The 25,171-nt window shown below is 56.5% G+C and carries 17 protein-coding genes; 8 read left to right on the top strand and 9 right to left on the bottom strand.

The features are described from left to right. Nucleotides 1-25: 25 nt before the first annotated feature. The 6 genes from D7M11_RS22870 to D7M11_RS22845 form a co-directional block, all read right to left on the bottom strand. The gene (locus D7M11_RS22870; RefSeq protein WP_120749583.1) at nucleotides 26-1,630 is read right to left on the bottom strand and encodes a PP2C family protein-serine/threonine phosphatase; all 1,605 of its coding nucleotides are present in this window, start codon (nucleotides 1,628-1,630) and stop codon (nucleotides 26-28) included. Continuing rightward, the gene (locus D7M11_RS22865) at nucleotides 1,617-3,068 is read right to left on the bottom strand and encodes a PP2C family protein-serine/threonine phosphatase (protein WP_120749582.1); all 1,452 of its coding nucleotides are present in this window, start codon (nucleotides 3,066-3,068) and stop codon (nucleotides 1,617-1,619) included. The genes D7M11_RS22870 and D7M11_RS22865 overlap by 14 nt, the downstream gene beginning before the upstream one ends. Continuing rightward, on the bottom strand, nucleotides 3,062-4,867 hold the full coding sequence (locus tag D7M11_RS22860) for an AfsR/SARP family transcriptional regulator (RefSeq protein ID WP_120749581.1): 1,806 nt from the start codon (nucleotides 4,865-4,867) through the stop codon (nucleotides 3,062-3,064). The genes D7M11_RS22865 and D7M11_RS22860 overlap by 7 nt, the downstream gene beginning before the upstream one ends. A 125-nt stretch (nucleotides 4,868-4,992) precedes the next feature. Then, nucleotides 4,993-7,524: a U32 family peptidase gene (locus D7M11_RS22855; protein WP_120749580.1), complete on the bottom strand. Its 2,532-nt coding sequence runs from the start codon at nucleotides 7,522-7,524 to the stop codon at nucleotides 4,993-4,995. Between the two features lie 184 nt (nucleotides 7,525-7,708). After that, nucleotides 7,709-8,218, bottom strand: a complete 510-nt coding sequence (locus tag D7M11_RS22850; protein ID WP_120749579.1) for a metallophosphoesterase — start codon at nucleotides 8,216-8,218, stop codon at nucleotides 7,709-7,711. A 6-nt stretch (nucleotides 8,219-8,224) separates the two neighbouring features. Beyond that, nucleotides 8,225-9,211, bottom strand: coding sequence for a PfkB family carbohydrate kinase (locus D7M11_RS22845; RefSeq protein WP_158606780.1), 987 nt, complete (start codon nucleotides 9,209-9,211; stop codon nucleotides 8,225-8,227). A gap of 204 nt (nucleotides 9,212-9,415) precedes the next feature. Between D7M11_RS22845 and D7M11_RS22840 the strand changes: the two genes are divergently transcribed. From D7M11_RS22840 to D7M11_RS22820, 5 genes are all read left to right on the top strand, one after another. Continuing rightward, entirely contained in the window at nucleotides 9,416-12,604 is a 3,189-nt protein-coding gene (locus D7M11_RS22840; protein ID WP_240041260.1) for an FG-GAP repeat domain-containing protein, read from the top strand. 41 nt (nucleotides 12,605-12,645) lie between these two features. Continuing rightward, on the top strand, nucleotides 12,646-12,897 hold the full coding sequence (locus tag D7M11_RS22835) for an acyl carrier protein (RefSeq protein WP_120749577.1): 252 nt from the start codon (nucleotides 12,646-12,648) through the stop codon (nucleotides 12,895-12,897). 8 nt (nucleotides 12,898-12,905) lie between these two features. Beyond that, nucleotides 12,906-14,117, top strand: coding sequence for a hypothetical protein (locus D7M11_RS22830; protein WP_120749576.1), 1,212 nt, complete (start codon nucleotides 12,906-12,908; stop codon nucleotides 14,115-14,117). 30 nt (nucleotides 14,118-14,147) lie between these two features. Beyond that, nucleotides 14,148-15,050 (top strand): type 2 periplasmic-binding domain-containing protein, encoded by a 903-nt coding sequence (locus D7M11_RS22825; protein WP_240041259.1) that lies wholly within the window; start codon nucleotides 14,148-14,150, stop codon nucleotides 15,048-15,050. Nucleotides 15,051-15,214: 164 nt separating this feature from the next. Further along, complete coding sequence (locus tag D7M11_RS22820; protein WP_120749575.1) at nucleotides 15,215-16,363, top strand: MBOAT family O-acyltransferase; 1,149 nt, start codon at nucleotides 15,215-15,217, stop codon at nucleotides 16,361-16,363. Nucleotides 16,364-16,438: 75 nt separating this feature from the next. Here D7M11_RS22820 and D7M11_RS22815 read toward each other — a convergent pair whose 3' ends face one another. From D7M11_RS22815 to uvrB, 3 genes are all read right to left on the bottom strand, one after another. Continuing rightward, the gene (locus D7M11_RS22815) at nucleotides 16,439-16,651 is read right to left on the bottom strand and encodes a hypothetical protein (protein WP_120749574.1); all 213 of its coding nucleotides are present in this window, start codon (nucleotides 16,649-16,651) and stop codon (nucleotides 16,439-16,441) included. 406 nt (nucleotides 16,652-17,057) lie between these two features. After that, a complete protein-coding gene (uvrA, locus tag D7M11_RS22805) occupies nucleotides 17,058-19,940 on the bottom strand; it encodes an excinuclease ABC subunit UvrA (protein WP_120749572.1) in 2,883 nt (960 codons plus the stop codon). Between the two features lie 125 nt (nucleotides 19,941-20,065). Next, complete coding sequence (gene uvrB / locus D7M11_RS22800) at nucleotides 20,066-22,060, bottom strand: excinuclease ABC subunit UvrB (protein WP_120749571.1); 1,995 nt, start codon at nucleotides 22,058-22,060, stop codon at nucleotides 20,066-20,068. A gap of 160 nt (nucleotides 22,061-22,220) precedes the next feature. Between uvrB and D7M11_RS22795 the strand changes: the two genes are divergently transcribed. From D7M11_RS22795 to trpB, 3 genes are all read left to right on the top strand, one after another. Continuing rightward, a complete protein-coding gene (locus D7M11_RS22795; RefSeq protein WP_120749570.1) occupies nucleotides 22,221-23,015 on the top strand; it encodes a flagellar motor protein in 795 nt (264 codons plus the stop codon). Further along, nucleotides 22,999-23,790 carry an OmpA/MotB family protein gene (locus D7M11_RS22790; RefSeq protein ID WP_120749610.1) on the top strand — a complete coding sequence of 264 codons (792 nt, stop codon included), beginning with the start codon at nucleotides 22,999-23,001 and terminating at the stop codon, nucleotides 23,788-23,790. Before D7M11_RS22795 ends, D7M11_RS22790 begins: the two co-directional genes overlap by 17 nt. Nucleotides 23,791-23,996: 206 nt before the next feature. Further along, complete coding sequence (trpB, locus tag D7M11_RS22785; RefSeq protein WP_120749569.1) at nucleotides 23,997-25,160, top strand: tryptophan synthase subunit beta; 1,164 nt, start codon at nucleotides 23,997-23,999, stop codon at nucleotides 25,158-25,160. Nucleotides 25,161-25,171: the final 11 nt, after the last annotated feature.

Here is a 25,171-nt window from a genome sequence, read left to right as displayed (position 1 = left end):
CAAGTCTCTTACAGGCAAACCCGGCTTAGTCCTGCATCGAAATGAGCAGCAGTGTGCGATCGTCCCGATCGGGAGAGCTTTCCTCGGGCAATAAACCGAGAAGCCGGTCAAGCTGCCGCTGGACGGGATCCGTGCGATCGATTCCGTCCAAAAGCGCTTCAAACCGCTCAAAACCGAGCATATGCATCGATTCGTCTAGCGATTCGACGATTCCGTCCGTATAAAGCACGAGCCGGTCGCCGGGGTGAAACGGCATAACCGTCTCCTCGTACGCTTCGTCCGGGTCGAACCCGGCCGGAAGCGAGCCGACCGGTACGAGCTCGGCGCCTTCCGCCCCGATCCGGAACGGGGCGACGTGACCGGCGCTCGCGTACCGGACGGTCCGCGAATCGGCATCGAACAGCGCCAGACCGAGCGTAACGTACATGTCGCCGCGAAGCATGCCGGACAAGTCGCGGTTCATCCGGCGAATGATGTCGGCCGCCGTTCCGCCCGCCTGAAGCTGCGAGCGGAACAGCGCAAGCGTCGCCGACATGAGCAGGGCGGCCGGCATTCCTTTTCCCGACACGTCTCCAACAAGCACGATCGTCTGCGAATCTCCGAGCCGGACTATATCGTACAGATCGCCGCCCACTTCCTTGGCCGGCTTGAAGCGCGAAGCAACCGTATAATGTCCGCAAACCACGTAAGACTCCGGCAGCAGCCCCAGCTGCATCTCGGAAGCAAGCGCCATCTCCCGTTCGACCGCCTCGTATTTGGCGGCTATTGCCTTTTGCAGCTCATTGAATACGGAGGCGAGCCGGCCGACCTCATCGTCGGATATAACGGGCACCGTTTCGTGAAGCCGGGTGCGTTTCCCTTGCAGCAGGACGCTAATGCCGGATATCAGATTGCGCAGCTCGTCGCGAAACTGCTTTGTGAGCAGACGGTAAACGGTGAAAGCGAGGAAGCCGTGCACAGCAAGCGTTATCGCCAGCCAGCCGAAACGGATGTGCCCCGCCTCTTCGCCCAGCAGAAAGCGGACCGTAGGGTAGATGACGATCGCAAAGCAGCATACATAGGTAAGCACGAGCGGCTTCCAGAACGTCCCGTTTTTCTCCGGAGGCAAGCTGGTAGGGTGTAGAAGCACCAGATAACGTTTCACCGTTCGCTGCAGCCATATAAGGAACAATAAGGAGATCGCCAGACCGATCGTCAGCTCATTCAAATTTCTTTGCAGCAGATGGGTCCAGGCTGGCTCGCCGCTACCTGCGGACGACCTCAGCAGCAGCGCGTATTCATCCGCATGATACAAGACAATACCGATGCAAGTAAGTCCCAGCATCCACCAAAACAGCTCATTTGGCAATCGCCAGAGCCGAACGCTGGCGACCTGCTTGTCGTCCGGCCGTTCACTGCCCATCGCGCGCATGACCGGCCTGAGCCGAAGGCCCGTAATGTAGGAGAGCAGAACAGCCATTACGCATGACGCCGATACAACAACCGGTATTTGGAAAGCCAGAAGCTCGCCGAAAGAGAAACCAAGAATCACTAGATTCGAATAAACGAGCAAGCCGCAGCCCACGAGCATGGATAGGAAAAACACGGCAAACAGCCGCAGCGGCAAATAGGACGTTTTAAGCTTCGCCATAGCCTTTACCTCCTTCGGCAGGGACTCGGCTCACCCATATCACTGCGCCGGCTCTCGCCTCCGCCAAGGTGAGAAGCAGGGGATTGTTTAGGCCGACCGGTACCGTCGACGACCGGTATTGTCCTTCCAATCGCTCTCCGAAGGCCGGCGCCTGTAAACCCATCCCCGCTCTTACGATATCAATATGATCCCGATGGAAATCGGCGACGCCCAGCAAAACATCAATCGTATGCGTGCCTCGGAACATATGACCCAATCTCGCATTCAGTCTGTCCGCAAGCCCAGCCGCATCGCCGATCCCGGCTTCGGAACGGAACATGCCGATAAACGCCGACAGCGCCAAGGCGGAAGGCATTCCGCCGCCGGATACGCAGCCCGCGACGAAGGCGAGCTTGCCGCCGCCGCAATGCACGATATCGTAGAAGTGACCGCCGATTTCTCCGTTCTCCCTCGCCTCGCCGCGTACGCGCCAGTTACCCAGCTTGGCCTCTCCTTTGTGCATAATATGCCGCTGAACGTTTCCGGCAAGCTCGCGTTCGTGAAGCAGCCGGGCATATTCGTTTCTTTTGCGAACTTGCAGTTCGTTATAAACGACAGCAAGCTGTCCGGCTTCGTAACGCGAGACAAGTGGAATCGCCTCGCCGGCGCTGCCGGAGCCGTCCGTATGGGAAGCTGCGGCCAGACGAAGCTTACCTATCATATCGCGCAGCTCGTAGATGAAGCTGAAGCTGAGTATGGCAAAAGCGACAAATACGATCAGCCCCCCGATCAGCGCAATCGAAGCCAAAGTTGCGGGAGAGACCGCGCTTCCCTTCGATTCGTTTTCCGCTGCATGCCACATGATCCGCAGCAGCGGGAACGTGATAGCGCATATAAAAGCCAAGGTGAGCGGCCGCAGCAGCGAGACGAAGCGCAGCTCCCTGGCGTCCGCTTCCCCGAGCACGGGCATACTGCGCCGAAGAATGCTGCGGGACAGGCCATAATGAACGAAGGCCAAACCGACCATAGACGTCGCATTAAACAGCGTGCTTTTGCCATAATACAGCCAGCGGCGCGGGCCTTCCTCGAAAGCCAGCGCAAGAAGTTGACTTCCTTGGGCCATCAAAAGGCCGAAGAGGAGGAAAAACCAGAAGAGATGTACCGGAAACCCGACCAATTGCCGCCATATCGGGAGAAGCTCCGCTTGCTGCGCACCGCCGCTTTCGCCGTTCAAATAAGCTTCCACCCGGGACAAACGACGCCGGCTGAAACCGGACGCGAGCAGGACCCAGCATGCAAACGCGGCTGCGATATAACCGGCGCCGGCGGCAAGCCTCTCCGAGGAGTATTCGCTGACGAACCGGTTCGATACAAGCATGGCCGAGCCCGAAACGACGGCTATCGTTATGTACATGACAACCAGACGGTTGTACAAGAGGCGGGCATGGCCCTTCAACATCGCTCACCTCGCAGCAGTTGCTTCGTTTCCGGCAGCGGCTTCGCATTTAATTCCTCGCTGCACATCTTCTCCAGCCGGCGATACCATCCGTTCGCCTCTGCCGTCTTTCTCTGCTCCATCAGCAGCCGGATGATGTGCTGGTATGCTTCTTCCTCCGCCGGTCTGAGCCGCAGCCATTCGGCGCAATGCGCTTCGGCCGTTTCGTAATCGCCGAGTTCGGCGGAGAATCGGATCAGCTTTTTCAGCATGCCGATCTGCAGCTCCGCATAGTGCGTTCGGGCGGCATCGAGCCAGTCGACATAAGACAGCTCGGGAACCAGTTCCTCGTACATCTGAATCGCCTGGCCATACAGCTCCGCGGCCAGCTCGCGATCGTTCGCCCAGAGCTGGTCGCCGACCCGGATGAGCGAGCGGTATTTCTCCACATCGGCGTGTTCGATATAAGCGCCGGCCATTTTGACAATGCCATCTTTGATCACAACGGCGTTTTCGCAGCCAAGCCTCTCGTGCAGCACTTGTCTCAGCCGATGAACCGTCACATACAGCTGATTCGCCTGCTTGCCCGTATCGGTTTCCGCAAAAAGCGCCTCCACCACCTGGTCGCGCGGGCTTGCGTAGTTTGGCTGGAGCATGAGGTAAAGCAGCAGCTCCTGCGCCTTTTTCCGTTTCCAGGCAATGTCCCGTACCTCATCGACTCCGTTCGAGAAACGGATCGGGCCGAAACAGTAGATGCTCCACGGACGATCCGGTGCAGGCGCCAGCTCTTCAGACACGGTGAATACGGATGCCATGGCCTGCTCCATGATCCGCAGCATATTTGGACCAGCCAGCCCGCATAGCGAGACATAAACGTCCGCCTGCTGCAAGGAACGTGCCGCTTCGTATTCGTCATGCTGCGCTACGGCCCGCTCAAACTGCAATCGTATATAATGAAGCTGAAGCCGGGCATCGGATGCCAGCAGCCCGATATCCCGGTCCAGCCGCTCGCGCTCGTCCCCGCTCGCCGATATGCCGGAGCGCAGGAGCGCAAGCTGCTCGCAGCAGCGGACCGCCGTCTCCAAATAACGCGGCAGCCGCAGCCCGTCGCGGCGGCCCATTGAGCCAAAGGCCGCGCAAGCCTCCTCCAACCGGCCTTCATGAAGCAGCTTGACGGCTTGAAACCCTTTTTCGTAAACGGTTAACCCGGCATCGGCACTGCTGCGGAGCCGTAGTACAGTCTCAATCCGGAGCAGCAGCGAGGAAGGAGCCGCTGCATCGTCCAGCAGCATGAACAGCACCGCCTCCAGCGCCGCCTTGCAAACGCTGCGAGCGGTCCCGTCCCGATCGAACGCTTCGAATGCCGCCTTGAAGTAAACGTATGTATTCGCTTCCTCGCCAAGCAGACGAGCCCCTTGGGCAAGCGCAAATAAAACGTCCCCGTTCGCGGCCGCTTCGCCTTCGTCGTATTCCGCTTTCAAGAACAGCAGCGCCGTCTCCGCCTCTTGCTGCTCGCCGAGCCGCATAAGCACGGAGGCGAGCGCGGCGAACGCCGCCAGCAGCTCTCGCAAGAACGTTTGGCGGGCGAAAGCTTTAACCGCTTGCAGAAGCAGCCGCTTTGCCTCCGCCAGCCTGCCCTCCTCGGCAAGATGTTCCCCATACGCTTTTTGCAGCAGCGGCGATCGGTTCAGCAGTGTCTCCGGCAGTTTGCCGAGGTCTTCCAGATCCGGCCTTGCCCCTTCCAAAATCGCACATTCGAGACGGAAAAGCGTCATCTCATCCTTGCCCGGCTCCAGCCATTGTTCGCCTTCGTTCAACGTCAATCACCGCAGTCTTCTAGTCATTACGTATCAATTCGACGATTACTTTCTATTCCCTTCGACCTATGCCGAACAAGCGCAAAAAAGCCGCGCTCCGATATCGAAACGCGGTTAAAGCTCTCTACTGCTTATTTTACCAGCTGTCCTCTTGTAACACCGAGCTGATTCGTCGCCTTCAGCGCGCGCCATACGCTCGTCCCGCTGATCGCGCCCCGCAGCGCCCGGCTGTACAAATCCAGCACCTCTCGCACCTGCTCCGGCGACTCCTCCAGAAATTCTACGCGGTAGGCGGTAAGACCGAGCTCTCTGAACTGAGGCAAATATTCCGCTCCGGACTGCTCGATGGCGTTATATACCGTATTGCGGCAGCCTTCGTCGACCCGAACCGGGTGCGACATGCCGATCCGGTCCTGAAGCGAGACGCGGTGGTCCTCGCATGGACGCCCGCAGTTCGTGTAATCTGTCCCCTCGCTCATGAACGTGCAGTATACGCAGTGTTCCGTATGGAACATCGGCAAGTGCTGGTGAATGACAATCTCGAGCTGTCCCGGATCGGTGCGTCGCAGCAGATCGATCATTTGCTGGATATTGAGATCATAAGACGGCGTTACCCGGCTGCAGCCGCTATCGACGAACAGCTGCACTGTTTTGTGATTGGCCGCGTTCAGCGAGAAGTCTCCGATCAGCTCCGGACGGTAGCCGTCGGTGGATTCCGCGCGATGCTTCATGAAATAATACATCGCTCCGGTATTGCGGACGAGCATCGCGTCGGGCCTCAGGTTCAACATATTTCTAAAATAACCGGTCTCGCCCGGCATATGGATGCGCGGCGTCGCCAGCGCGATTTTGCGGCCTGCGGCCCGTACGGCTTCAACGGCAGCCGGAAACTGCTTGATGAACTCGAAGTCGGCATAAATCCACTCGACGTCCGTCGTGAGAACGGCCTTCACCTGTTCGAGGTTGCGGCATAACGCGATAAGCCGCGGCTCCTGCCCCCGGCTTCCCCGGTCTTCCGAAAATGTGCCGGCCGGCAGCTCTCGGTACGCATCCCCGTACACATCCGCGATGCGCTTCTTGTAGCGGCGCGGCTTCTGGCGGGCCTCTTCGAGCAGCTCGACAGCACGGCGGCGCATTTGGTTCAGCTCCCGCATCGGTACGATCAGCGCGCCTTCGAGGTCTACCGCGAGCCCGTTCAATTCGAAGATCGTTCCCCCAAGACGGCCGAACTGCTCCGCGAACAGCGCCTCGTCCATCGGTCTTTTCTCCGCCTGCACGAGCGGGAGCTCGGAGAGCACCTCTACGGAATGCCCGGTCCGCTCGTCCGTCCATACCGAATGAAGCGGCTCGCCGAGACGGCCCGCCACCGCCACTTTTACCGGAAACACGCGGTATGGCTTATCCGTTTCGAACGTTTGCCGAAGCTTCTTGTCCAGATGCGGATCGCTAGTCTTCCAGATCCGGTCGCCGACGCGAACCCGCTTCAGATCGACGTCATTGCGCCCCGGTACGATCTCGATAAGACCGCCCTCCGCCTCGCCTTCGATCTTCTGCCCTTTGCGCCGTATGTCGTAGACGCGGCCGCCTTCCTCGGGCTTCGTCGGGTCCCCGGCGTCAAATACGATACCGTCGCCGCGCTTGAGCGGCGCCTCCAGCTCGCAAACGACGCCGTCTCGCAGCAACTGCTTCACACGGCCCAGAAAAACGCCGCGGCTTTTCGGAAACGTGCCGTCGACAAGCTGCTTGTTGTTCGTTCCTTTCAGGAATCCGTACGTAAACCCGCGCGAAAAGCTTTGCTGCAGCTCGCGCATTTCTTCCTTCGAAGGCGACACGTCGCGCCCTGCAAAATAGTTGTCGATCGCCTTGCGGTATTTGCTAACGACGTTGGCCACGTACTCCGGCGACTTCAGCCTGCCCTCGATTTTAAACGAGGTGACGCCCGCTTCGATCAGCTCCGGCACGATCTCCAGCGCAGCCAAATCTTTCGGCGACAGCAGGTAAGCCACATCGCCCATCGGCTTCTGCACGCCGTCTACCATCAAGTCGTACGGCAGCCGGCAAGCCTGTGCGCACTCCCCGCGGTTGGCCGAGCGGCCGCCCCACATTTCCGAGGTCAGACACTGCCCCGAATAAGATACGCACAGCGCTCCGTGCACGAATACTTCCATCGGCAGCTTCGCCTGATCGCCGATCTGCTTGATCTGCTTCAGGTTGTTTTCTCGGCCAAGCACGACACGCTCGATATCGAACGGTTTCGTAAACTCGACCGCTTCCGGCGACGTAATCGTCATCTGCGTCGAGCCGTGGATCGGGAAATCCGGAGAGATGTCCCGGATCAGCTTAACGAGACCGAGATCCTGTACGATAACCGCATCCACACCGGCTTCGATACACGCTTCGACGAGCCGCTTCGCATCTTGAAGCTCCTCCTCGAAGACGAGAATATTAAATGTGACGAAGCCTTTGACGCCGTACAAATGCAGAAAGGACATGATGTCCGGCAGCTCGTCCATTGTAAAGTTTTTCGCGCGCACGCGCGCATTGAATTTGTCCACGCCGAAAAAGATGGCGTCCGCTCCGTTTGCAACCGCCGCCCGCATGCAATCCCAGTCGCCGGCCGGGGCGAGCAGCTCAATATCTTGAATGCGAATGTCTTCGCGCATCGTTACGTTCCTCCAATACCTTCCACAAGCGGCATCCAGCCGCTGCCTTATCCTATTAGTGTACCAGAAAAGGGGGTATCCGCGCCATTGCGCGGCAGAGCTTAGTCCCAGGAAGATATTGCAGGATACGCCCGCTCCATTAAAAAGACGCGCAAACCGGTCCGATTTGCACGCCCCATCCCTGCTACTGTTCCTCATTCGGAACGACCATCCGCTTGATCTCTTCAAAAGAAACCGGCGTATAATCCCAATGCTCCACACAAACGTTGATATACTGGGTTCCTTCATATTTCTGACCGTGAATATGCCCGTGAACATTCACATAGGGCATATGCTTGTTTATGTACATCGGCTCGTGCGACAAAAAGAAGAAGCCCCCGTAAACGATCGGATGCTCGCTAACTTCGCCGAACCCCGCATCCAGCCACCAAGACCGGGATCGGCCCCGGTCGTGATTGCCCATGATCAGCGTTTTGCGCCCGTTCAGCCGTTCCACGATCGCACTCGTCTTCTCCTTGTTCAGGAACGAAAAATCGCCCAAGTGGAACACGTGATCGTCCTTGCCGACGGCGGCGTTCCACCGCGCAATCATCGTCTCGGTCATTTCCTCCGCGCTTGCGAACGGCCTCGATTCGAAATCAATGATAGGCCGATGTCCAAAATGATGATCGGAGATGAGAAATAGGTTCGCCAATGCCGCTCACGCCTCCCCTGCGAGCTCACGCTCCGCTTCTTCCCTTGTCGGCAGCGCCGGAATCGCTCCCCGCCTCGTCGTCGTCAGCGCTCCGATGCCGTTTGCGAAGCGGAGCGCACCGCTTGCAAACGCCGAATCGGCGAACGCCTCTTCGAGCCGGGACGCTTTCACCCCGTCAGCCGCCAGCCGGTACAGCAGACCTCCGACAAAGCCGTCTCCCGCCCCCGTCGTATCCACCGCTTGGACGGATATCCCTGGCGACGTTACTTCGCCCGATGACGTAAACAAGCGGCAGCCGGCGGAGCCCAGCGTAACCACGACGCACCGCGGCCCGGCGCCGAGAATCAATCTGGCGCCCTTCTCGAGCGAGACGCCTTCGCCGTATAGAAAAGCCACCTCTTCCTCGCTCACCTTCACAATGTCTGCGAACGGAAACTGATCGACGATGATCCTTCGTGCGAAATCCGCGTTTCTCCATAACGGGAGACGGACGTTCGGATCGTAGGAGACGATCGCACCGTGTACCCTCGCCCGTCTCGCCGCATCAAGCGTAGCCATTCGGCTCGGCTCGCTGATCAGCGACACAGAGCCGAAATGGAAGACGGCAGCATCCTGCAGCCATGCCTCTTCCACCTCTTCCTTGCGCATCAGCATATCCGCAGCCGGCTCGCGATAAAAAAGGAAATCGCGCTCGCCGTTTTCCTTCAGCGAGACAAACGCGAGACCGGTCCGCGCTTCGTCCGTTTCGACAAGCGCCGGCTCCACCCCCGCTTCCGCCAGAGCGGCACGCAAGTACTCTCCGAACGGGTCCCGGCCGACTTTGCCGATGAATCGCGACTTCCCGCCGAGTTTCGCCACGGCCGCCGCAACGTTCGCCGGAGCCCCTCCGGCAGCTTTGCGGAACGTTTGCACTTCCGATAGCGGAAGACCGTTCTCTTCCGGGACGAAGTCGACCAGCAGCTCGCCCAAACAAACAACCGCGCGCTTTTCCACAGGCTTTTCCTCCGATACATGTTCTTGCTTCGAATTATATCGGATGTTTCGATAAAAGTGGAGACCGTTCGGCAACTTTCTCCGCCCCCGTTCGTCAAATGTTTAACAACCCTTTTTCAAAATGATATAATGGCACTAGCCCTTTAGGAGAAATACCGCCACACAATCGAGAATTTATTACTTTACAAGTTCTGAGGGATTATTTTGTCAGCACGCAAAAAATCAGCCTGGATCGCTCTGATTGTTCTGCTCGCCGCGGTACTCGTGCTTGCATTCGGCCACAAACGGGTACAAGTCCGGCTTCTGTACGCCACCAATGGGAACACGTTCGATCCGGCGGCCTATTCCAATTTCGAACAGTCGATCGTGGCTAATAGCGAAGTTAGCCGATTGCCGCTGGACAAGCTAAACGGGAAACGGCTGAAGTCGTATGACGCCGTATACTTGGACGTTTCGTTGAAACAAAGCGACATGCTGCGCGGCGCTTTGCCCCAGATTGAGCAATATGTCCAGCAAGGCGGGCATCTGTTCGTGGAGAACGAACTGCTCGGCGACATCCCGCTGTCTCTGCTCGGCGCTTCCGCTATCGCTCCGGTAAACGGAGAGGTCAAGCCGAAGTTTGATTATCCGCATGTTCGCGGAAACTTGCAAGGGATGCAAGACGTATACCGGCAGTTCGCCGACAATTTTACCGGTCACGCTTATTTGAACAATATGGACGATATGATGCCGGGCTTCGATTGGGGCCAAGCGGTCGTCCCTTCGACAGCCGAAACCATCGTGTCGATGAACGGGCAAGCGCTGTTCACCGTCAACCGATTCGGTTCAGGCTCCGTCGTCGCAGCCAGTACGTTCCTGCCGAACCGGTATTTTATTACCGGCTTCGACCTGCTTAGCGGCATGGACCCGGCCAAAGGCTTTCCAACCAAGGCGGCGCTCCACGACGAGTCGCTGAAGCAGCCCGGACGTTCGGCTTACTTTGGATTTAAAACCGGTTTGCCGCAGGAGCCTTACTTTCATTTCGCCTTCGCGACAGCCAATCATTTGCTGCGTAACGAATATGTATCTTACATATCGAAGGAAACGTTCGGTTATAGCCTGAAAAAGGTGTTCGGTCCGTACGGCCGTCCGGCGATGGCGTACCAAAACCATTTTGAGGCGCTGCCCGCCTTTGAACACAAGGAAGGGATTGCCTGGGCCGAACTGCTGAAGACGTACAACCAGCTGCCTTCGTTCTCGCTCGTCCGTTCGTCGTTCGACTGGCACCATTGGTACGAAGGGGTCACCGTACATTTGAACACGGGTTCAACCGAACAGCCGCAATTTGTTGGCGAGTTTCCGAACTCGTTTTACTCAAGCGGTACGCTGATAACGAGCGAGGGCAGCCCTTTGACCGCAGCGGCCTATCCGGGCAAAAACGAGCTCGGCTTGAAGCTCGAGGAGCCGTACCGGGCGTACCCGGCGTTGATCGATACAACCGGCAGCGGCCGAAAAGATTTGATCGTAGGCAGCGCCGACGGCAGCCTCTATAAATATCCGAATACTGGACAATCGGTTTCGGCACAGATGGTCCCGGAAGGAACGGTACGCCCCGATGGCTTCGGGGCGAAAGAGGCGCTCAAGCTGTCGAACGGGCAGCCGTTTCGGGGGGCGGGCTTCGCCACTGTAACTACCGCCGATCTTAACGGCAATGGCCTCACCGATCTCGTCGTAGGCAGCTCGGATGGAACCGTGGTTGCCCTGCTGCAGCAGGGCAAAGGCGTCTTCGCACCGCCGGTGCCGCTGTTGTCCGACGGGCAGCCGATCCGGGTTAGCTCCCATTCGGCTCCGGCTGTCGGCGATCTCGACGGAGATGGCACGCTCGACCTCGTTGTCGGCGATCAAGACGGCGGGCTTACGGCGTTTTATGGCCTTCCCGGAAAGCCGATGCAATTCGGCAAAGCAGTGCCGTTATTCAAAATAACCGCCGGCTACGCAGCGCCCGCCATCCGCGATATGAACGGAGACAAGCAGGCTGATCTCGTAATAGGTAACAATGAAGGCGATCTGCTCGTCTATGAGCAGATCAAAGGAACGTGGCTGCTGAAAGGGCCGATTCAAGGCGCGACGAACAATCAGATGGGCTCGAAGGCGCTCGTCGGCGGACAATATTCAGTACCGCTATGGGCCGATCTGAATCACGACGGCAAGGAAGATTTGCTTGTCGGCCAGCTGCAATACAGCCAGCCGGTTCCGATCGACGATCCGTCGTTTCCTTATAAGAAGCAGCTTCAGGAATTTCTGGACTACGCCCGGACGAACAAGCTGGAGATCGTCCCGCACGTCTACGTGCATAGCTTCCTCAGCTCCGAGCAGGAGAAGCTGGAGCTTCAGCTTCAGCGGAAGTCGTTCGCCGCGCTCGGCCTGCCATGGACGAAGACGGGTACAAACCAGCATACGTGGCGCATCAATCAGGTGGATCGGCTCCAAACGCTTCGCAATGAAAACAATGCCGACATCTGGTACAACTTCGGCTTTAAGCCGTCAGACAGCCCGACGGAGCCGCAGTGGGGCCGCGAATTTTTATGGAGCTTTCCGTTCCTGCTTCAGGACGACAAGCTGCAATCGCCGATGCTGCTTCATGCGCCAGGCTTCAGGTTCACCTTGTCGCCGGACGGCTCGAAGCCGGATACGACCGATATTTACAAGTCGTACGCCAGCCTCGACATGCCGATCGATTATTTCGAGCATATCGAGTACCAATACGACGATCCGGACAAAACGGCCATGCTGACCGATTTCGTGCGCTTTTTCGATAAGCTGCGTTCCGATTACGACTACAATTTCATGTCCGAGCCGCAAATGGCCCGCTCGTTCCTCGCCACGATGAAAACCGAAGTCCGCGTGGAGCGGCCTTGGCTGACTTATGCGATCGACAAGCTGAAAACGAAGCTCGGACGAGGCCTGCACGTGACGTTATCGCTCTCGGCCGACACCGGAAATGTTCCAGGTCTGGCCGCAGAATACCGGGATACGGCAGGCGTCGTTTTCGAGCCGGGCGAAGCTTATGCAAATTATCCATTCGCTACCGACTCCCCGGTGTTTACGAAAAAAGACCGGAAGCTCTACATCGGACTCGGCCTTCGCCGTCTGACAAGCGTTTCCGTAAACTGGGGAGCCGAGCCGTTCCATCTCGTTCGCTCCAATGTGCCTGTCGAGATCAAGGATAGCGGGACGGCGTGGACGATTCGCACCGGCTCGGACGGCATGCAGCAGATCAAGCTGTACTCGCCGCGGCCGCTGGACATTACGGGCGACAATCTCAAGATCGAGCAAGATCCGCAGGATCATATGTACACCGTCACCCATTTCGGTGAAGCCGTAACGATAACCGTGAAAATGCCGACCGATTAATGTACCAACCGACTACTTTCGTACCCAAAGGAGAACTTCGCATGGATGAGATCATACAAGAGCTGGAGCGCCATATCCGCGAGCGCTACGAAATCGCGGACGACGATGACGATTTCGGAACGGATGTCCATCTGTTCGACTATGGCTTTATCGATTCGATCGGAGCTACCGCGCTGATCGCGCATATCGAGAAAACGTACGGCATCCAGGTAACGAACCAGGACCTTATGCTGTATCCGCTTAATACGATTACAGAGATAGCCACCTTTATCGCCGGAAAAACGGGGAGGTAACGACAGGCATGAAAACGGACAGCGCGACCATACTTACGCTCTCGTTGGAGAGACTCGATCCAAACCAGCACGGCCAGCTGAAATACGCCTCCGCCTTTGTCAGCGAGTTTATCGACGATATCCGGCTGGAAGACGGTACGCTCACGATCGCTCACCACGATCCGGATGGGGGGGCGAAGATTGCCGCCGGCGTCGAAAAGCTGATCGAACGTTTCTCCAAGGGCGACTTCGGCTTCAAGGAGCATATTTTGTTCGAGCATCGCGGCAGCATGCCATACCGTGGCGATATTATCGCCGAGCTGGTGGAGACGAAGACGATCAAAATATTGGAGCCCGGACTGTTTATTTTCCGTGAACCGTTTTCCAGCCTGCTTCGCTTTTTCGACGACACATTCGTGCAGCGCATCGCCGATGCGTTCGGGGCGAAGGAAGAGTCGTATCCGGCCGTCATCCATCTTTCGACGCTCGATAAAACGAATCATTTCACCTCGTTTCCGGAGCATCTCCACTTCCTGAACCATCTGCGCGACGATCTGGACGTGATCGAGTCGTTCTCCGACTCGGTTCGCCAGGCGGGCGGCTGGAAGGAAGAGGCGCCGCTCGATTTGAACCGGACGATGCCGAAGCCGCGTTTTGCGATGAATCCTTCTACGTGTTATCACTGCTACGAAGGACTGCAGGGAGAAACGCTCGAGGGCGACGGCATCGTAGCGACGGCGGTGGCGAAATGTCATCGGTACGAATCGAAAAATCATGCCGACTTCGGCCGTTTGCTCGATTTCAGCATGCGGGAGATCATCTTTGTCGGCAAGCCCGAGTTCGTCCGCGAAAACCGCATGAAAGCGGTAGAGCATTTGAAGCAGCTGGCTCAGGAGTGGGAGATCGACTGCCTGATCGAAAATGCGAACGATCCGTTTTTCACGAACGATTTTCAAGTAAAAGCATCGTTTCAGCGCAATCAGGAAATGAAGTACGAAATGCGGTTTACGATTCCGTACCTAAACAAATCGATCGCGTGTAGCTCCGTCAACTTCCACAGCACCGCCTTCGGTACGGCCTTCGATATCAAGCTGGGCAAACGTCCGGCTACGACGGGCTGCGTCGGCTTCGGGCTGGAGCGCTGGGTATTCGCGTTCCTCGCCCAATTCGGGCTTCGCGAGGAAGGATGGCCTGCGGCTTTCCGCGAGCAATACGCCGCTTGGCAACAAAAATCGAGATAAGATGTGATTTGCGTGAGATTAGGGTCTTTGGTGAGAAAAAACGGCTTCGTGCTGATGCTCGTTATCCTGTTCCTGCTGATCGATGCTCTCGTCGCCTGGCGGGACCCGATGACGGGCTCCAGACGATTCGAAAAAGACGATTTTACGAAAACGTTGTTTCATCACGATTGGGATCGATCCGGTCCCGTTTTTTTTGGCAATTCTGCCGTTACAGGCGCTTATATGGAGCAGAAGGCGCAGCTACCTCTCGTCGAGATGGGGATGTCCTACGGAAAGATTACCGATCTGCGGGAAATTTTGCGGCGGGGTCTTTATGAGCCCCAAGGGCAGCTCGTCATCGGCATTGACGTGCATACGATGCTGGATGCGATGCAGACCGACCCCCGCTTTCCGTGGACCCGGCCGTGGTATAGCCCGTATTTGTTCCATTACCGCGACTACTTTCAGGATGCCGGCAAGGAATGGCTGAATAACGCCTTTGCCGCCGCCAAACAAGGCAAGCTCGATTTCTCAACCTTCGAGCCGAGATGGATCGACAAGGAGCTGTACTTCGGACGGGAGCCGGCGGATCAGCTGCGCAAAGATTGGCAGCGCTACAACGACAATTACAACTGGATGACACTCGCCGACATGACAGATAATCTGGATGCTCTGGACTGGGTCATCGACTTCGCGCAAAAAGAAGGGCTGCCGCTAAAGGTCATCTGGATGCCGCTGAATCCCGATTCGGCTTATCCCGAGCCTCCCTATTGGAAACCGTTAAAAGAACGCGTGAACGATACGCTTAAGGCTCGTGACGTTCCTGTGCTCGATTTGTCGGGCGCGTTTAAGCCGGACGAATTCCACGATCTCGTCCATCTGAACCAGGAAACCGGGGCGCCCAAATTTACTGCGGAGGTGGACCGATGGCTGCGTTCCTTCGAAAAGCGGTAGAAGCTCTCCTCTACGCGATCATGCTCGCTTTGGTCGCCGTCTGTTTTACCGGCAAGGGACTGTTTATTTATGAGGGCTTTTGATCGTCCGCTTAGGCGGCTTTCTCTGCCTAAACGGCCGGTTCGTCATTTTGGAAAGCGCCTTATTGCCAAAGGAGTTCGCTCATGTCTTACTTGTTGAATCTGCACGCCCTGGCCGCGCTGCTCGGCATCGTGATCGTGCTGATGCTGACGCGGCGATGGCCGCTGAACAAACGCATACTCGTGCTTGTGTTTAATCTCCTCTTCCTGTACTTGTTCAGCCGGAAGCTGTTTCTGTTCTCGGCCGTTTATGTGCTGGTCAACTATTTGGGGTATTTGTGGCTATGCCACGCTCCCAAAGGCCGCAGGCTGCTGTTTGGCGCAGCTATCGTGATTAACGTGGCAACGGTCGCCGGCCTCCGGTTGTTCGGTATGAACGTAATCGAACATCCGCTGTTCGATGCGATTTATTTGTTCGGTCTCATCTATACGGTGCTTAAAGTGATCGACGCGTATTATTTCGCCTACTACGTGGGCAAGGACGTCAAAGCGCCGCTGCTCGATTTCGTCAATTACCTGCTGTTTATCCCGACGTTTACCTCGGGGCCGATCTTGAAGTTCCGCGATTTTTTGGCGGACTCCAAAAAGCCTTACACCGTAAGCGCCGCCGACTTCGAAGCCGGAATCAAACGCGTCATCCTCGGGCTGTTCAAAAAGGTCGTGCTTGTCGCGGGAATGACCGCCGTCTTTCACAATGTGCTGGATCACGAGCTTCGAATATACGACAGTTTGTTTTTGATGATCTGGTTTTATGCGCTCATTTACTTCGACTTTTCCGGTTATTCGGATATTGCGATTGGATTCGGCCGGCTGATGGGTTATATGATCCCGGAAAACTTCAAGCAGCCGTTCCTGTCGCCGACACTTACGCAATATTGGCGCAACTGGCACGCGACGCTCGGCGACTGGTTCCGCGATCATATTTTCATGATCTTCTCCCGCCGTTTCTCGTCGCGCTGGGCCGCCGCCGGACTGTCCATAATCATAATGGTTTGCATCGGGTTATGGCACGGCTTTACGTGGCTTTACGTGCTGTGGGGGGTCTATCATGGCGTGCTCATGGCGCTGGAAAGCTTGCTCCAGCTGTCGCTCGTCAACCGGAAGAAGGTCTCGCGTACCTACTTCTATGCCCGCTGCGCCTTGACCCAGCTGCTCGTCACCGCCGCCGTCATCGTCTACAGCGGCAACTCGGACGTCGTGCTGCGTATATATAGAGGCCTCGTCAACTGGTGACATGATGCGAATCGTATTGAAAAACCCCCTTGCTTCAGCAGCAAGGGGGTTTCGTTCTCTCTATGTAGATGGCGCTTAGCCCATCCATGCTTTGACCATGTAAATATCGAGCACGATAAATACGAACAGGCTGAATGCTGCAAACCCGATCGCAAATTTATTTTTTACCTTTGCCGAAACCGATCTTACGACGGCAATGACCAATAACAGCGTGAACAAAATCATGAACAGGTCAAATGTGTGGAAGTTGGATGCAGTTGCCGCAGCAGCTTCGTCTGCCAAAAACATAGCTTGGGACCTCCTTAATAGGGAAACATGGCTTATAGTCTACAACTTTCGGTTGCGCGCATGATTCTGATGGGTAGGGCCGGAATCCTGCAGCACACTTGTACTCATCTTCATATATGTTATCGTGCCCAGTCAACCGTTGCAAGCAAATTTTTGAATGTTAACAAGTTTGTCACCATTTCCGGTTGCCGATAGGAGGCTGTTGCTCCGATATTGGCCATGGCTAAGCCGAAACTCGGCTTACTTATTACTTTAAACAGGACTTGTCCATCCTGTCCCGGCACGTATAAGATGTCCATCTCTTCTAATATTTATAACCAGGGAAAGCCCCCCAGGGCATCAGCCTGTCACCAAGCTAACCCCGGAGGCTCGGCTCCCTGAAGCACGACTGCGAATAGGAACACACCTATACGACGGCATCCTCATGCTCTTGCGAGGATGGCTGCATACTCTCGGTTCTGGCACGATCCCGCTCCAAAATCGGCTTCAAATATTTGCCCGTATACGACTCCGCTACTTTCACCACCTGCTCCGGGGAACCGGTTGCGACGATCGTACCGCCGCGGTTTCCGCCCTCCGGACCCAAGTCGATCAAATAATCGGCCGTTTTGATCACATCGAGGTTGTGCTCGATAACCAGCACCGTTTCGCCGCTATCGACCAGACGATGCAGCACATGAAGCAGCCGGTCGATGTCATGGATATGAAGCCCGGTCGTCGGCTCGTCCAAAATATAGATCGTCTTGCCGGTACTGCGGCGGTACAGCTCGGCTGCCAGCTTCACGCGCTGCGCTTCGCCTCCGGACAAGGTGGTGGCGGGTTGCCCCAGCTTCATGTAGCCGAGCCCGACATCGAGCAGCGTCTGCAGCTTGCGATGAATGCGCGGGACGTTCTGGAAAAACTCGCAGCCGTCCTCAATCGTCAGCTCCAGCACTTCGGCAATGTTTTTGCCCTTGTACTTAATGTCAAGCGTTTCGCGGTTGTACCGTTTCCCTTTGCAAACCTCGCACGGCACATACACGTCCGGCAGAAAGTGCATCTCGATCTTGATAATGCCGTCGCCGCTGCATGCCTCGCATCGGCCGCCCTTGATGTTGAAGCTGAAGCGGCCTTTCTTGTAGCCGCGTACCTTCGCCTCCGTGGTCGTGGCGTACAGATCGCGAATATCGTCGAATACGCCGGTATACGTCGCCGGGTTGGAGCGCGGCGTGCGGCCGATCGGCGACTGGTCGATATCGATCACTTTCTCGATGTGCTCCAGGCCGGCAATTTCTTTGTGCTCCCCCGGACGCGTCTTCGCCTTATTCAAGTCGCGGGCGAGAGCCTTATACAAAATCTCGTTAATAAGCGTACTTTTGCCCGATCCCGATACCCCGGTTACGCATGTAAATACGCCGAGCGGAATTTTGGCGCTAACGTTGCGCAAATTATTTTCTTTCGCTCCCTTCACTTCCAGCCATTTGCCGTTTGGCTTCCGGCGGGGAGACGGGATAGGAATGAACTTCCGGCCGCTCAAATATTGTCCGGTGAGCGAGTTCGGATCTTTCATAATTTCCTCAGGCGTTCCTTGCGATACGATCTGTCCGCCGTGAATGCCGGCTCCCGGCCCGATGTCGATCAAATAGTCGGCGGCCAGCATCGTATCTTCGTCATGCTCGACGACAATAAGCGTGTTGCCGAGGTTGCGCATATGCGTAAGCGTCTGGATCAGCCGGTCATTGTCCCTCTGATGCAGGCCGATGCTCGGCTCGTCCAAAATGTACAAAACGCCCATCAGGCTTGAACCGATCTGGGTCGCCAGCCGGATTCGCTGCGCCTCGCCTCCGGACAACGTTCCTGCCGAACGGTTCAGCGTCAAATAGTCGAGACCGACGTTAACCAAAAAGCCGAGACGCGCTTCGATTTCTTTGAGCACGAGATTCGCGATCGTACGCTCCTTCTCGGTCAAGCTCAGTTGGCCGAAAAAGCTTGCAGCTTCGCCGATGGCCAAGCTCGTAACGAACGCCATATTTTTGCCGGCAACGGTAACCGCGAGACTTTCCCGCTTCAGCCGCTGCCCTTTGCAGCCCTGGCACGGCTTCGCCGACATATACTGCTCGATATGCTCGCGAATGCCTTCCGAGCCGGTCTCCCGGTAACGCCGTTCCAGGTTGCGCACAATGCCTTCGAACGGCACGAGCGCTTCCTTCGTAAAGCCAAAGTCGTTCTCATAACGGAACTTGATCTTCTCGCCGCCGGTGCCGTACAAAATTTTCTTCATATGCTCGGCGTTCAGCTCGGAGATGGGAACATCGGTTGGAATCTGGTAGTGCTCGCAAACGGCGGCCAAAAACTGCGGGTAATAGTTGGACGTGCTGCCCGCCCACGCTTCAAAGGCGCCGTCGGTGATCGTCAGCGTTTGATTCGGAACGAGAAGGTCCGGATCAACGATCATTTTCGCGCCCAGGCCGTCGCAATCGGGACATGCCCCGAACGGGCTGTTAAACGAGAACATGCGCGGAGCAAGCTCCTCAATGCTGAAGCCGCACTCCGGACAAGCGAGCTTTTGATTGAACATCAGCTCTTCCTGCTCCATTACATCGACGATGACACGGCCGTCGGAAAGCTTAAGCGCCGTTTCCAGCGAATCCGCCAAACGGGCATGAACGTCGCTCTTAACGACAATCCGGTCTACGACGACTTCGATCGAATGTTTCTTATTTTTTTCCAGCTCGATTTTGTCCGACAAATCGCGAATTTCACCGTTGACGCGGACGCGGACGAACCCCTGCTTCTGAATATCCGCGAGCAGTTTCGTATGCTCGCCCTTGCGGCCCGAGACGATCGGCGCCAAAATTTGCAGCTTCGTCCGTTCCGGATATTCCATAATCCGGTCGACCATCTGCTCGACTGTTTGCGACGTAATCTCGATTCCATGATCGGGACAATGCGGACGGCCGATTCTCGCATACATAAGTCTTAGATAATCGTAAATTTCCGTAACCGTTCCGACCGTGGAACGGGGGTTGCGGCTTGTCGTCTTCTGATCGATCGAAATCGCGGGCGACAGCCCTTCGATCGAATCGACGTCCGGCTTGTCCATCTGCCCGAGAAATTGTCTCGCGTAGGCGGACAACGATTCGACATAGCGGCGCTGACCTTCCGCATAAATCGTATCGAAGGCGAGCGACGATTTGCCGGAGCCGCTCAATCCGGTCAGTACGACGAACTTGTCGCGCGGTATCGTGACATCGATATTTTTCAGGTTATGAGCTCTCGCTCCTTTAATGACAATACGGTCCTGAGCCAATGTAGATCATCCTTTCCGGGTAAAACGGTTCATACTTTCTATCATAGCACGTCCGCCCAAAAGCGCGGAACAGGCCGCTTATTGGAACTTAGATGCTTAACTTAAGTCCAAGCGGCCGATCTATGTTATTCCGCCTTCAATTCGAGTATGGCGTCACGAAGCTCGGCGGCCCGCTCGAACTGCAAGCTCTTCGCCGCTTCCTTCATCTCCGCCTCCAGACGCTCGATCAGCGAAACGCGATCTTTCTTCGACATCTTCTCCGCCTTCACGCCGGTCAAATAATCGGACTTCTGCTCGGCGACCTTCGTTGCCTCGATGACGTCGCGAACCCGCTTCTGCACCGTCTGCGGCGTAATGCCATGCTTCTCGTTAAACTCGGTTTGGACGGCGCGGCGGCGTTCCGTCTCGCGGATGGCGCGCTCCATCGAATCGGTCCGCTTGTCTCCGTACATAATGACGCGGCCGTTCGCATTCCGGGCTGCCCGACCGATCGTCTGAATGAGCGACCGCTCCGCGCGCAGAAAGCCTTCCTTGTCGGCGTCTAGAATCGCCACGAGCGATACTTCCGGCAAGTCGAGGCCTTCGCGCAGCAGGTTGATGCCGACGAGCACGTGAAACGTGCCGAGCCGCAAATCGCGCAGTATTTGCATCCGTTCGAACGTCTTTATGTCGGAATGCATGTAGCGCACCTTGATGCCCAGCTCCTTGAAATAGTCGGTCAAATCTTCCGCCATCTTCTTCGTCAGCGTCGTCACGAGCACGCGCTCGTCCTTCGCCACGCGTTCGTTGATCTCGCCGATCAAGTCGTCGATCTGCCCTTTCGTCGGACGCACCTCGATGATCGGATCGACGAGCCCGGTCGGCCGGATAATCTGCTCCACCATGACCGGGCAATGCTCGATCTCGTACGGGCCCGGCGTCGCTGAAACGAATACCGCCTGATTCACCTTCGCCTCGAACTCCTCGAACTTGAGCGGCCGGTTGTCAAGCGCCGACGGCAGGCGGAAGCCGTGCTCCACGAGCACTTCCTTACGGGCTCTGTCACCGTTGTACATGGCGCGGACTTGCGGCAGCGTCACATGCGATTCGTCCACGATTACAAGCATATCGTCGGGGAAATAATCGAACAGCGTATATGGCGTCGCTCCGCGCTCGCGGAACGTCAACGGACCGGAATAGTTCTCGATGCCGGAGCAAAAGCCCATCTCGTGCATCATCTCCAGGTCGTAGCGCGTGCGCTGCTCCAGCCGCTGCGCCTCCAGCAGCTTCCCTTGCCCGCGCAGTTCCTCGAGCCGCTCCTCCAGCTCCTTCTCGATGTCTACGAGTGCACGTTTCATCGTTTCCTCTCGGGTAACGAAGTGAGAGGCCGGAAATATCGCCACATGATCGCGTTCCCCGATAATTTCGCCGGTCAGCACGTCGATCTCGGTCATCCGCTCGATTTCGTCGCCGAACAGCTCGACGCGGATCGCCTGCTCGCCCCGCGAGGCCGGGAAAATCTCGATCACGTCGCCGCGAACGCGAAACGTCCCGCGCACGAAGTTCAGATCGTTGCGCTGGTACTGGATGTCTACAAGCTTATGCAAAATGTCGTTGCGAGACCGTTCCATGCCTTTGCGCAGCGACAGGACGAGGTTCCCGTACTCTATCGGAGAACCGAGACCGTAAATGCAGGACACGCTGGCTACGATAATGACGTCTCTTCGCTCGAACAGCGCGCTTGTCGCAGAGTGGCGAAGCTTGTCGATTTCTTCATTGATGCTGGAATCTTTCTCGATATAAGTATCGCTGGACGGAATGTACGCCTCCGGCTGGTAGTAATCATAGTAGCTGACAAAATACGACACGGCGTTGTTAGGAAAAAACTCCTGAAACTCGCTGCACAGCTGGGCAGCCAGCGTCTTGTTGTGCGCCATGACCAGCGTCGGCCTGTTCAGCCGCGCGATAAGCTGCGCCGCCGTAAATGTCTTCCCCGTACCCGTCGCTCCGAGCAGGGTCTGGTACCGCTTGCCCTCCTGCACACCCTGCACCAGCTCTTCGATCGCGCGGGGCTGGTCGCCTTGCGGCTGGAATTCCGAAACAAGCTGGAACGGTTTGTTCTCAAGTACGATATCGCTCATTTTCAACCCTCTTCTTGGGTCTTTCGTCTCTATTGGTTCGTCGGACTCAGACCGATATTAAGGTATGACATGCAGGGATCACCGAATGTTTGTTCTCATCATTATACCTCTTTTCCCGAAATGTTGCAAATTTTCAAACAAAGGGTGTGGCTCGTAAGCTATGGATATAACAACGCTGCTCGGCATTGTGCTCGGGCTGGCCGCGCTGGTGGGCGGATTCCTGCTCGATGACGGGCACATCAGCGGCCTGATCGTCTATACCGCCGCCATCATCGTCTTCGGCGGAACGTTCGGAGCGGTGCTCGTCAGCTTTCCGAAATCGCAGCTGAGGCAGATTCCGAAGGCGCTGCGCCTCGCCTTCAGCGAGCCGAAAACCGATTCCCTCGCCACGATAGAGGAAATGGTCGAGATGGCGTTCATCGCCCGCCGCGAGGGGGTACTGGCACTCGAGGACCGTGCCCAGCAGCATCCCGATCCGTTTTTGCAGAGCGGGCTGCAAATGGTTGTCGACGGCACCGATCAAGATCTGCTGCGCAAAATATTGGAGGTAGAGATCGAGGCCAAAGAGAAGCTGTACGCGGGCTACGCGAAAATATTCGAATCGGCCGGCGGCTACGCTCCGACGATGGGCATTATCGGCACGGTGATGGGGCTTATTCACGTGCTCAGCAATCTGAGCGATCCGGAATCGCTCGCGGGCGCAATCGCCGTCGCTTTTACGGCAACGCTGTACGGGGTTGCCAGCGCAAACGTCATTTATTTGCCGATTGCGAGCAAAATCAAGGCGCGCGGCGAAGAGCACGTCGCGGAGATGGACATGATGCTGGAAGGCATTTTGTCGCTGCAAGCCGGAGAAAACCCCCAGCTTATCGAGAAAAAACTGAAGTCTTTCCTCCATATCGATACAAGGCAGCAAAGCGGAAAGGAATCGGATGGCGATGGCGAGAAAACGTAAAGCGAAGAGCGAGTCCCATCAATCCAGCGAGCGCTGGCTCATTACGTACGCCGATCTGATTACGCTGCTTATGATCTTTTTCGTCATCATGTATGCGATGAGCAAAGTGGATGTCGCCAAATACGAAACTTTGGCCAAAGCTTTGCAGGTGCAATTTGCCGACGGCCCGTCGATTATTCCGAAGGGTACCGGCATTATGGGCGAAGCGATTCCGAAGGAAAGCCGGACAACCGGGGATACCGAGCAGCAAAGGCAGCAGGAGACGGTTAAGCCGAACGAATCCGTCCAAGCCGAGCAGGAGAAGAAGGAGCAGGATTTGCAAAATCTGCTCAAGGTGGTTCAGGAGTACATCGCGGAGCATCAGCTGGACGGCCAGGTTTCCGCCTCCGACACGCCAAGGGGCATTGCGATCACACTGAACGACCTGTTCCTGTTCGACCTCGGCAAGGCTGAGCTGAAACAAGCCGCTTACCCGGTTCTGGAGAAGCTGGCCAGCCTGTTTCCGAAGCTTAGTACCAAGGTAAGCATCGAGGGGCATACCGACAACCTGCCGCTTGCCACAGGTTCGCTTTATCAGGATAATTGGGGGTTATCCCAAGCCCGCTCCGTCTCCGTGATCCGTTACTTCGTTAATAGCGCCAAGCTGCCGCAGGATACGTTCATCTCCTCAGCCTATGCGGATACGAAGCCTGTTGCGCCGAACGATTCGGAAGCGGACCGGCAAAAAAATCGCCGCGTCGAAATTGTTGTGCTGCGTTCCGGCAGTCCCCAATAACCGCCTATTAGACCGTACCTCTATGGCGCGGTTTTTTCGTTTGCTCTGCCAAGGCCCGAAACCGTCCCGCCGGATCGTTCTTTCATGCATTGCTGCGTGAATTCGGCAGCGATTCCATGTAGCGCAACACCAATCAATCATTGTATCATAGAGACAAGCTGCGAAAACGGCAAATCTGTAAGAATACTGCGGAGGTAGAACTTATTATGAGCGAAGAATCGGTACAACCGGGGTATTTTGGCGAATTCGGAGGAAGCTTCATCCCTCCCGATCTGCAAGAAGTAATGGACTACTTGAGCGAGCAGTTCTACAAGTATAAGGACGATCCCGAATTTATCGAAGAATATCGCTACTACTTGCGGGAATACGTCGGCCGCGAGAACCCGCTGACGTTCGCCCAGCAATTGACCGCCAAGTGGGGCGGCGCGAAAATATATTTGAAGCGCGAAGACTTGAACCATACCGGCGCGCATAAAATCAACAACGTTATCGGTCAAATCCTGCTCGCCAAACGGATGGGAGCGAAACGCATTATCGCCGAGACTGGAGCCGGCCAGCACGGTGTTGCAACCGCTACCGCCTGTGCCATGTTCGACATGGAATGCATCATCTATATGGGAGCCGAAGATACGCGCCGACAGGCGCTTAACGTATTCCGGATGGAACTGCTTGGCGCCAAAGTGGTGCCGGTTGCCAAAGGCCAAGGCCGGCTCAAAGACGCCGTCGACGAAGCGCTGAACGATCTCGTGCAAAACTACAAAACGACCTTCTATTTGCTCGGTTCGGCCGTAGGGCCGCATCCGTTCCCGACGATGGTCAAGCATTTCCAGTCGGTCGTCAGCGAAGAGTCGAAGCGTCAAATTTTGGAGAAGGAAGGTCGGCTTCCGGATGCGGTTCTGGCCTGCGTCGGAGGAGGCAGCAACGCGATCGGTGCCTTTGCCCACTACTTAGACGAAAGCTCCGTCCGTCTGATCGGCGTCGAGCCGGATCAGGCTCCGACTTTGACCCAAGGCGTACCGAGCGTTATACACGGGTTCAAATGTCTGGTGCTGCTGGATGAGAACGGCAATCCGAAGCCTACGTATTCCATTGCCGCCGGACTCGACTACCCCGGCATCGGTCCCGAGCACAGCTACCTGAAAACGACCGGCCGGGCGGAGTATGTCACTGTAACGAACGAAGAAGTGCTGGAGGCGTTCCAGGAGCTTTCCCGCGCGGAAGGCATCATTCCCGCTCTCGAGAGCGCCCATGCGGTCGCTTATGCGAAAAAGCTCGCGCCGACCATGACAAACGACCAGATCATCATCATCAACTTGTCCGGCCGCGGCGACAAGGACGTAGAGCAAGTATTCCATATGTTAAACAAATGAGGCTGCCGATG

The sequence above is a fragment of the Paenibacillus ginsengarvi genome (assembly GCF_003626695.1).
GTDB classification, from domain to species: Bacteria; Bacillota; Bacilli; order Paenibacillales; family NBRC-103111; genus Paenibacillus_AB; species Paenibacillus_AB ginsengarvi.
This window is presented reverse-complemented; position numbering and strand designations above follow the sequence as displayed.

Excerpts from the sequence above, each read along its gene's own strand:
- D7M11_RS22820 (WP_120749575.1), top strand. The coding sequence starts at position 15,215 with ATGTCTTACTTGTTGAATCTGCACGCCCTGGCCGCGCTGCTCGGCATC.
- D7M11_RS22835 (WP_120749577.1), top strand. The coding sequence starts at position 12,646 with ATGGATGAGATCATACAAGAGCTGGAGCGCCATATCCGCGAGCGCTAC.
- D7M11_RS22815 (WP_120749574.1), bottom strand. The coding sequence starts at position 16,651 with ATGTTTTTGGCAGACGAAGCTGCTGCGGCAACTGCATCCAACTTCCAC.
- D7M11_RS22790 (WP_120749610.1), top strand. The coding sequence starts at position 22,999 with ATGGCGAGAAAACGTAAAGCGAAGAGCGAGTCCCATCAATCCAGCGAG.
- D7M11_RS22855 (WP_120749580.1), bottom strand. The coding sequence starts at position 7,524 with ATGCGCGAAGACATTCGCATTCAAGATATTGAGCTGCTCGCCCCGGCC.
- D7M11_RS22830 (WP_120749576.1), top strand. The coding sequence starts at position 12,906 with ATGAAAACGGACAGCGCGACCATACTTACGCTCTCGTTGGAGAGACTC.
- trpB (WP_120749569.1), top strand. The coding sequence starts at position 23,997 with ATGAGCGAAGAATCGGTACAACCGGGGTATTTTGGCGAATTCGGAGGA.
- D7M11_RS22795 (WP_120749570.1), top strand. The coding sequence starts at position 22,221 with ATGGATATAACAACGCTGCTCGGCATTGTGCTCGGGCTGGCCGCGCTG.
- D7M11_RS22870 (WP_120749583.1), bottom strand. The coding sequence starts at position 1,630 with ATGGCGAAGCTTAAAACGTCCTATTTGCCGCTGCGGCTGTTTGCCGTG.
- uvrB (WP_120749571.1), bottom strand. The coding sequence starts at position 22,060 with ATGAGCGATATCGTACTTGAGAACAAACCGTTCCAGCTTGTTTCGGAA.
- D7M11_RS22865 (WP_120749582.1), bottom strand. The coding sequence starts at position 3,068 with ATGTTGAAGGGCCATGCCCGCCTCTTGTACAACCGTCTGGTTGTCATG.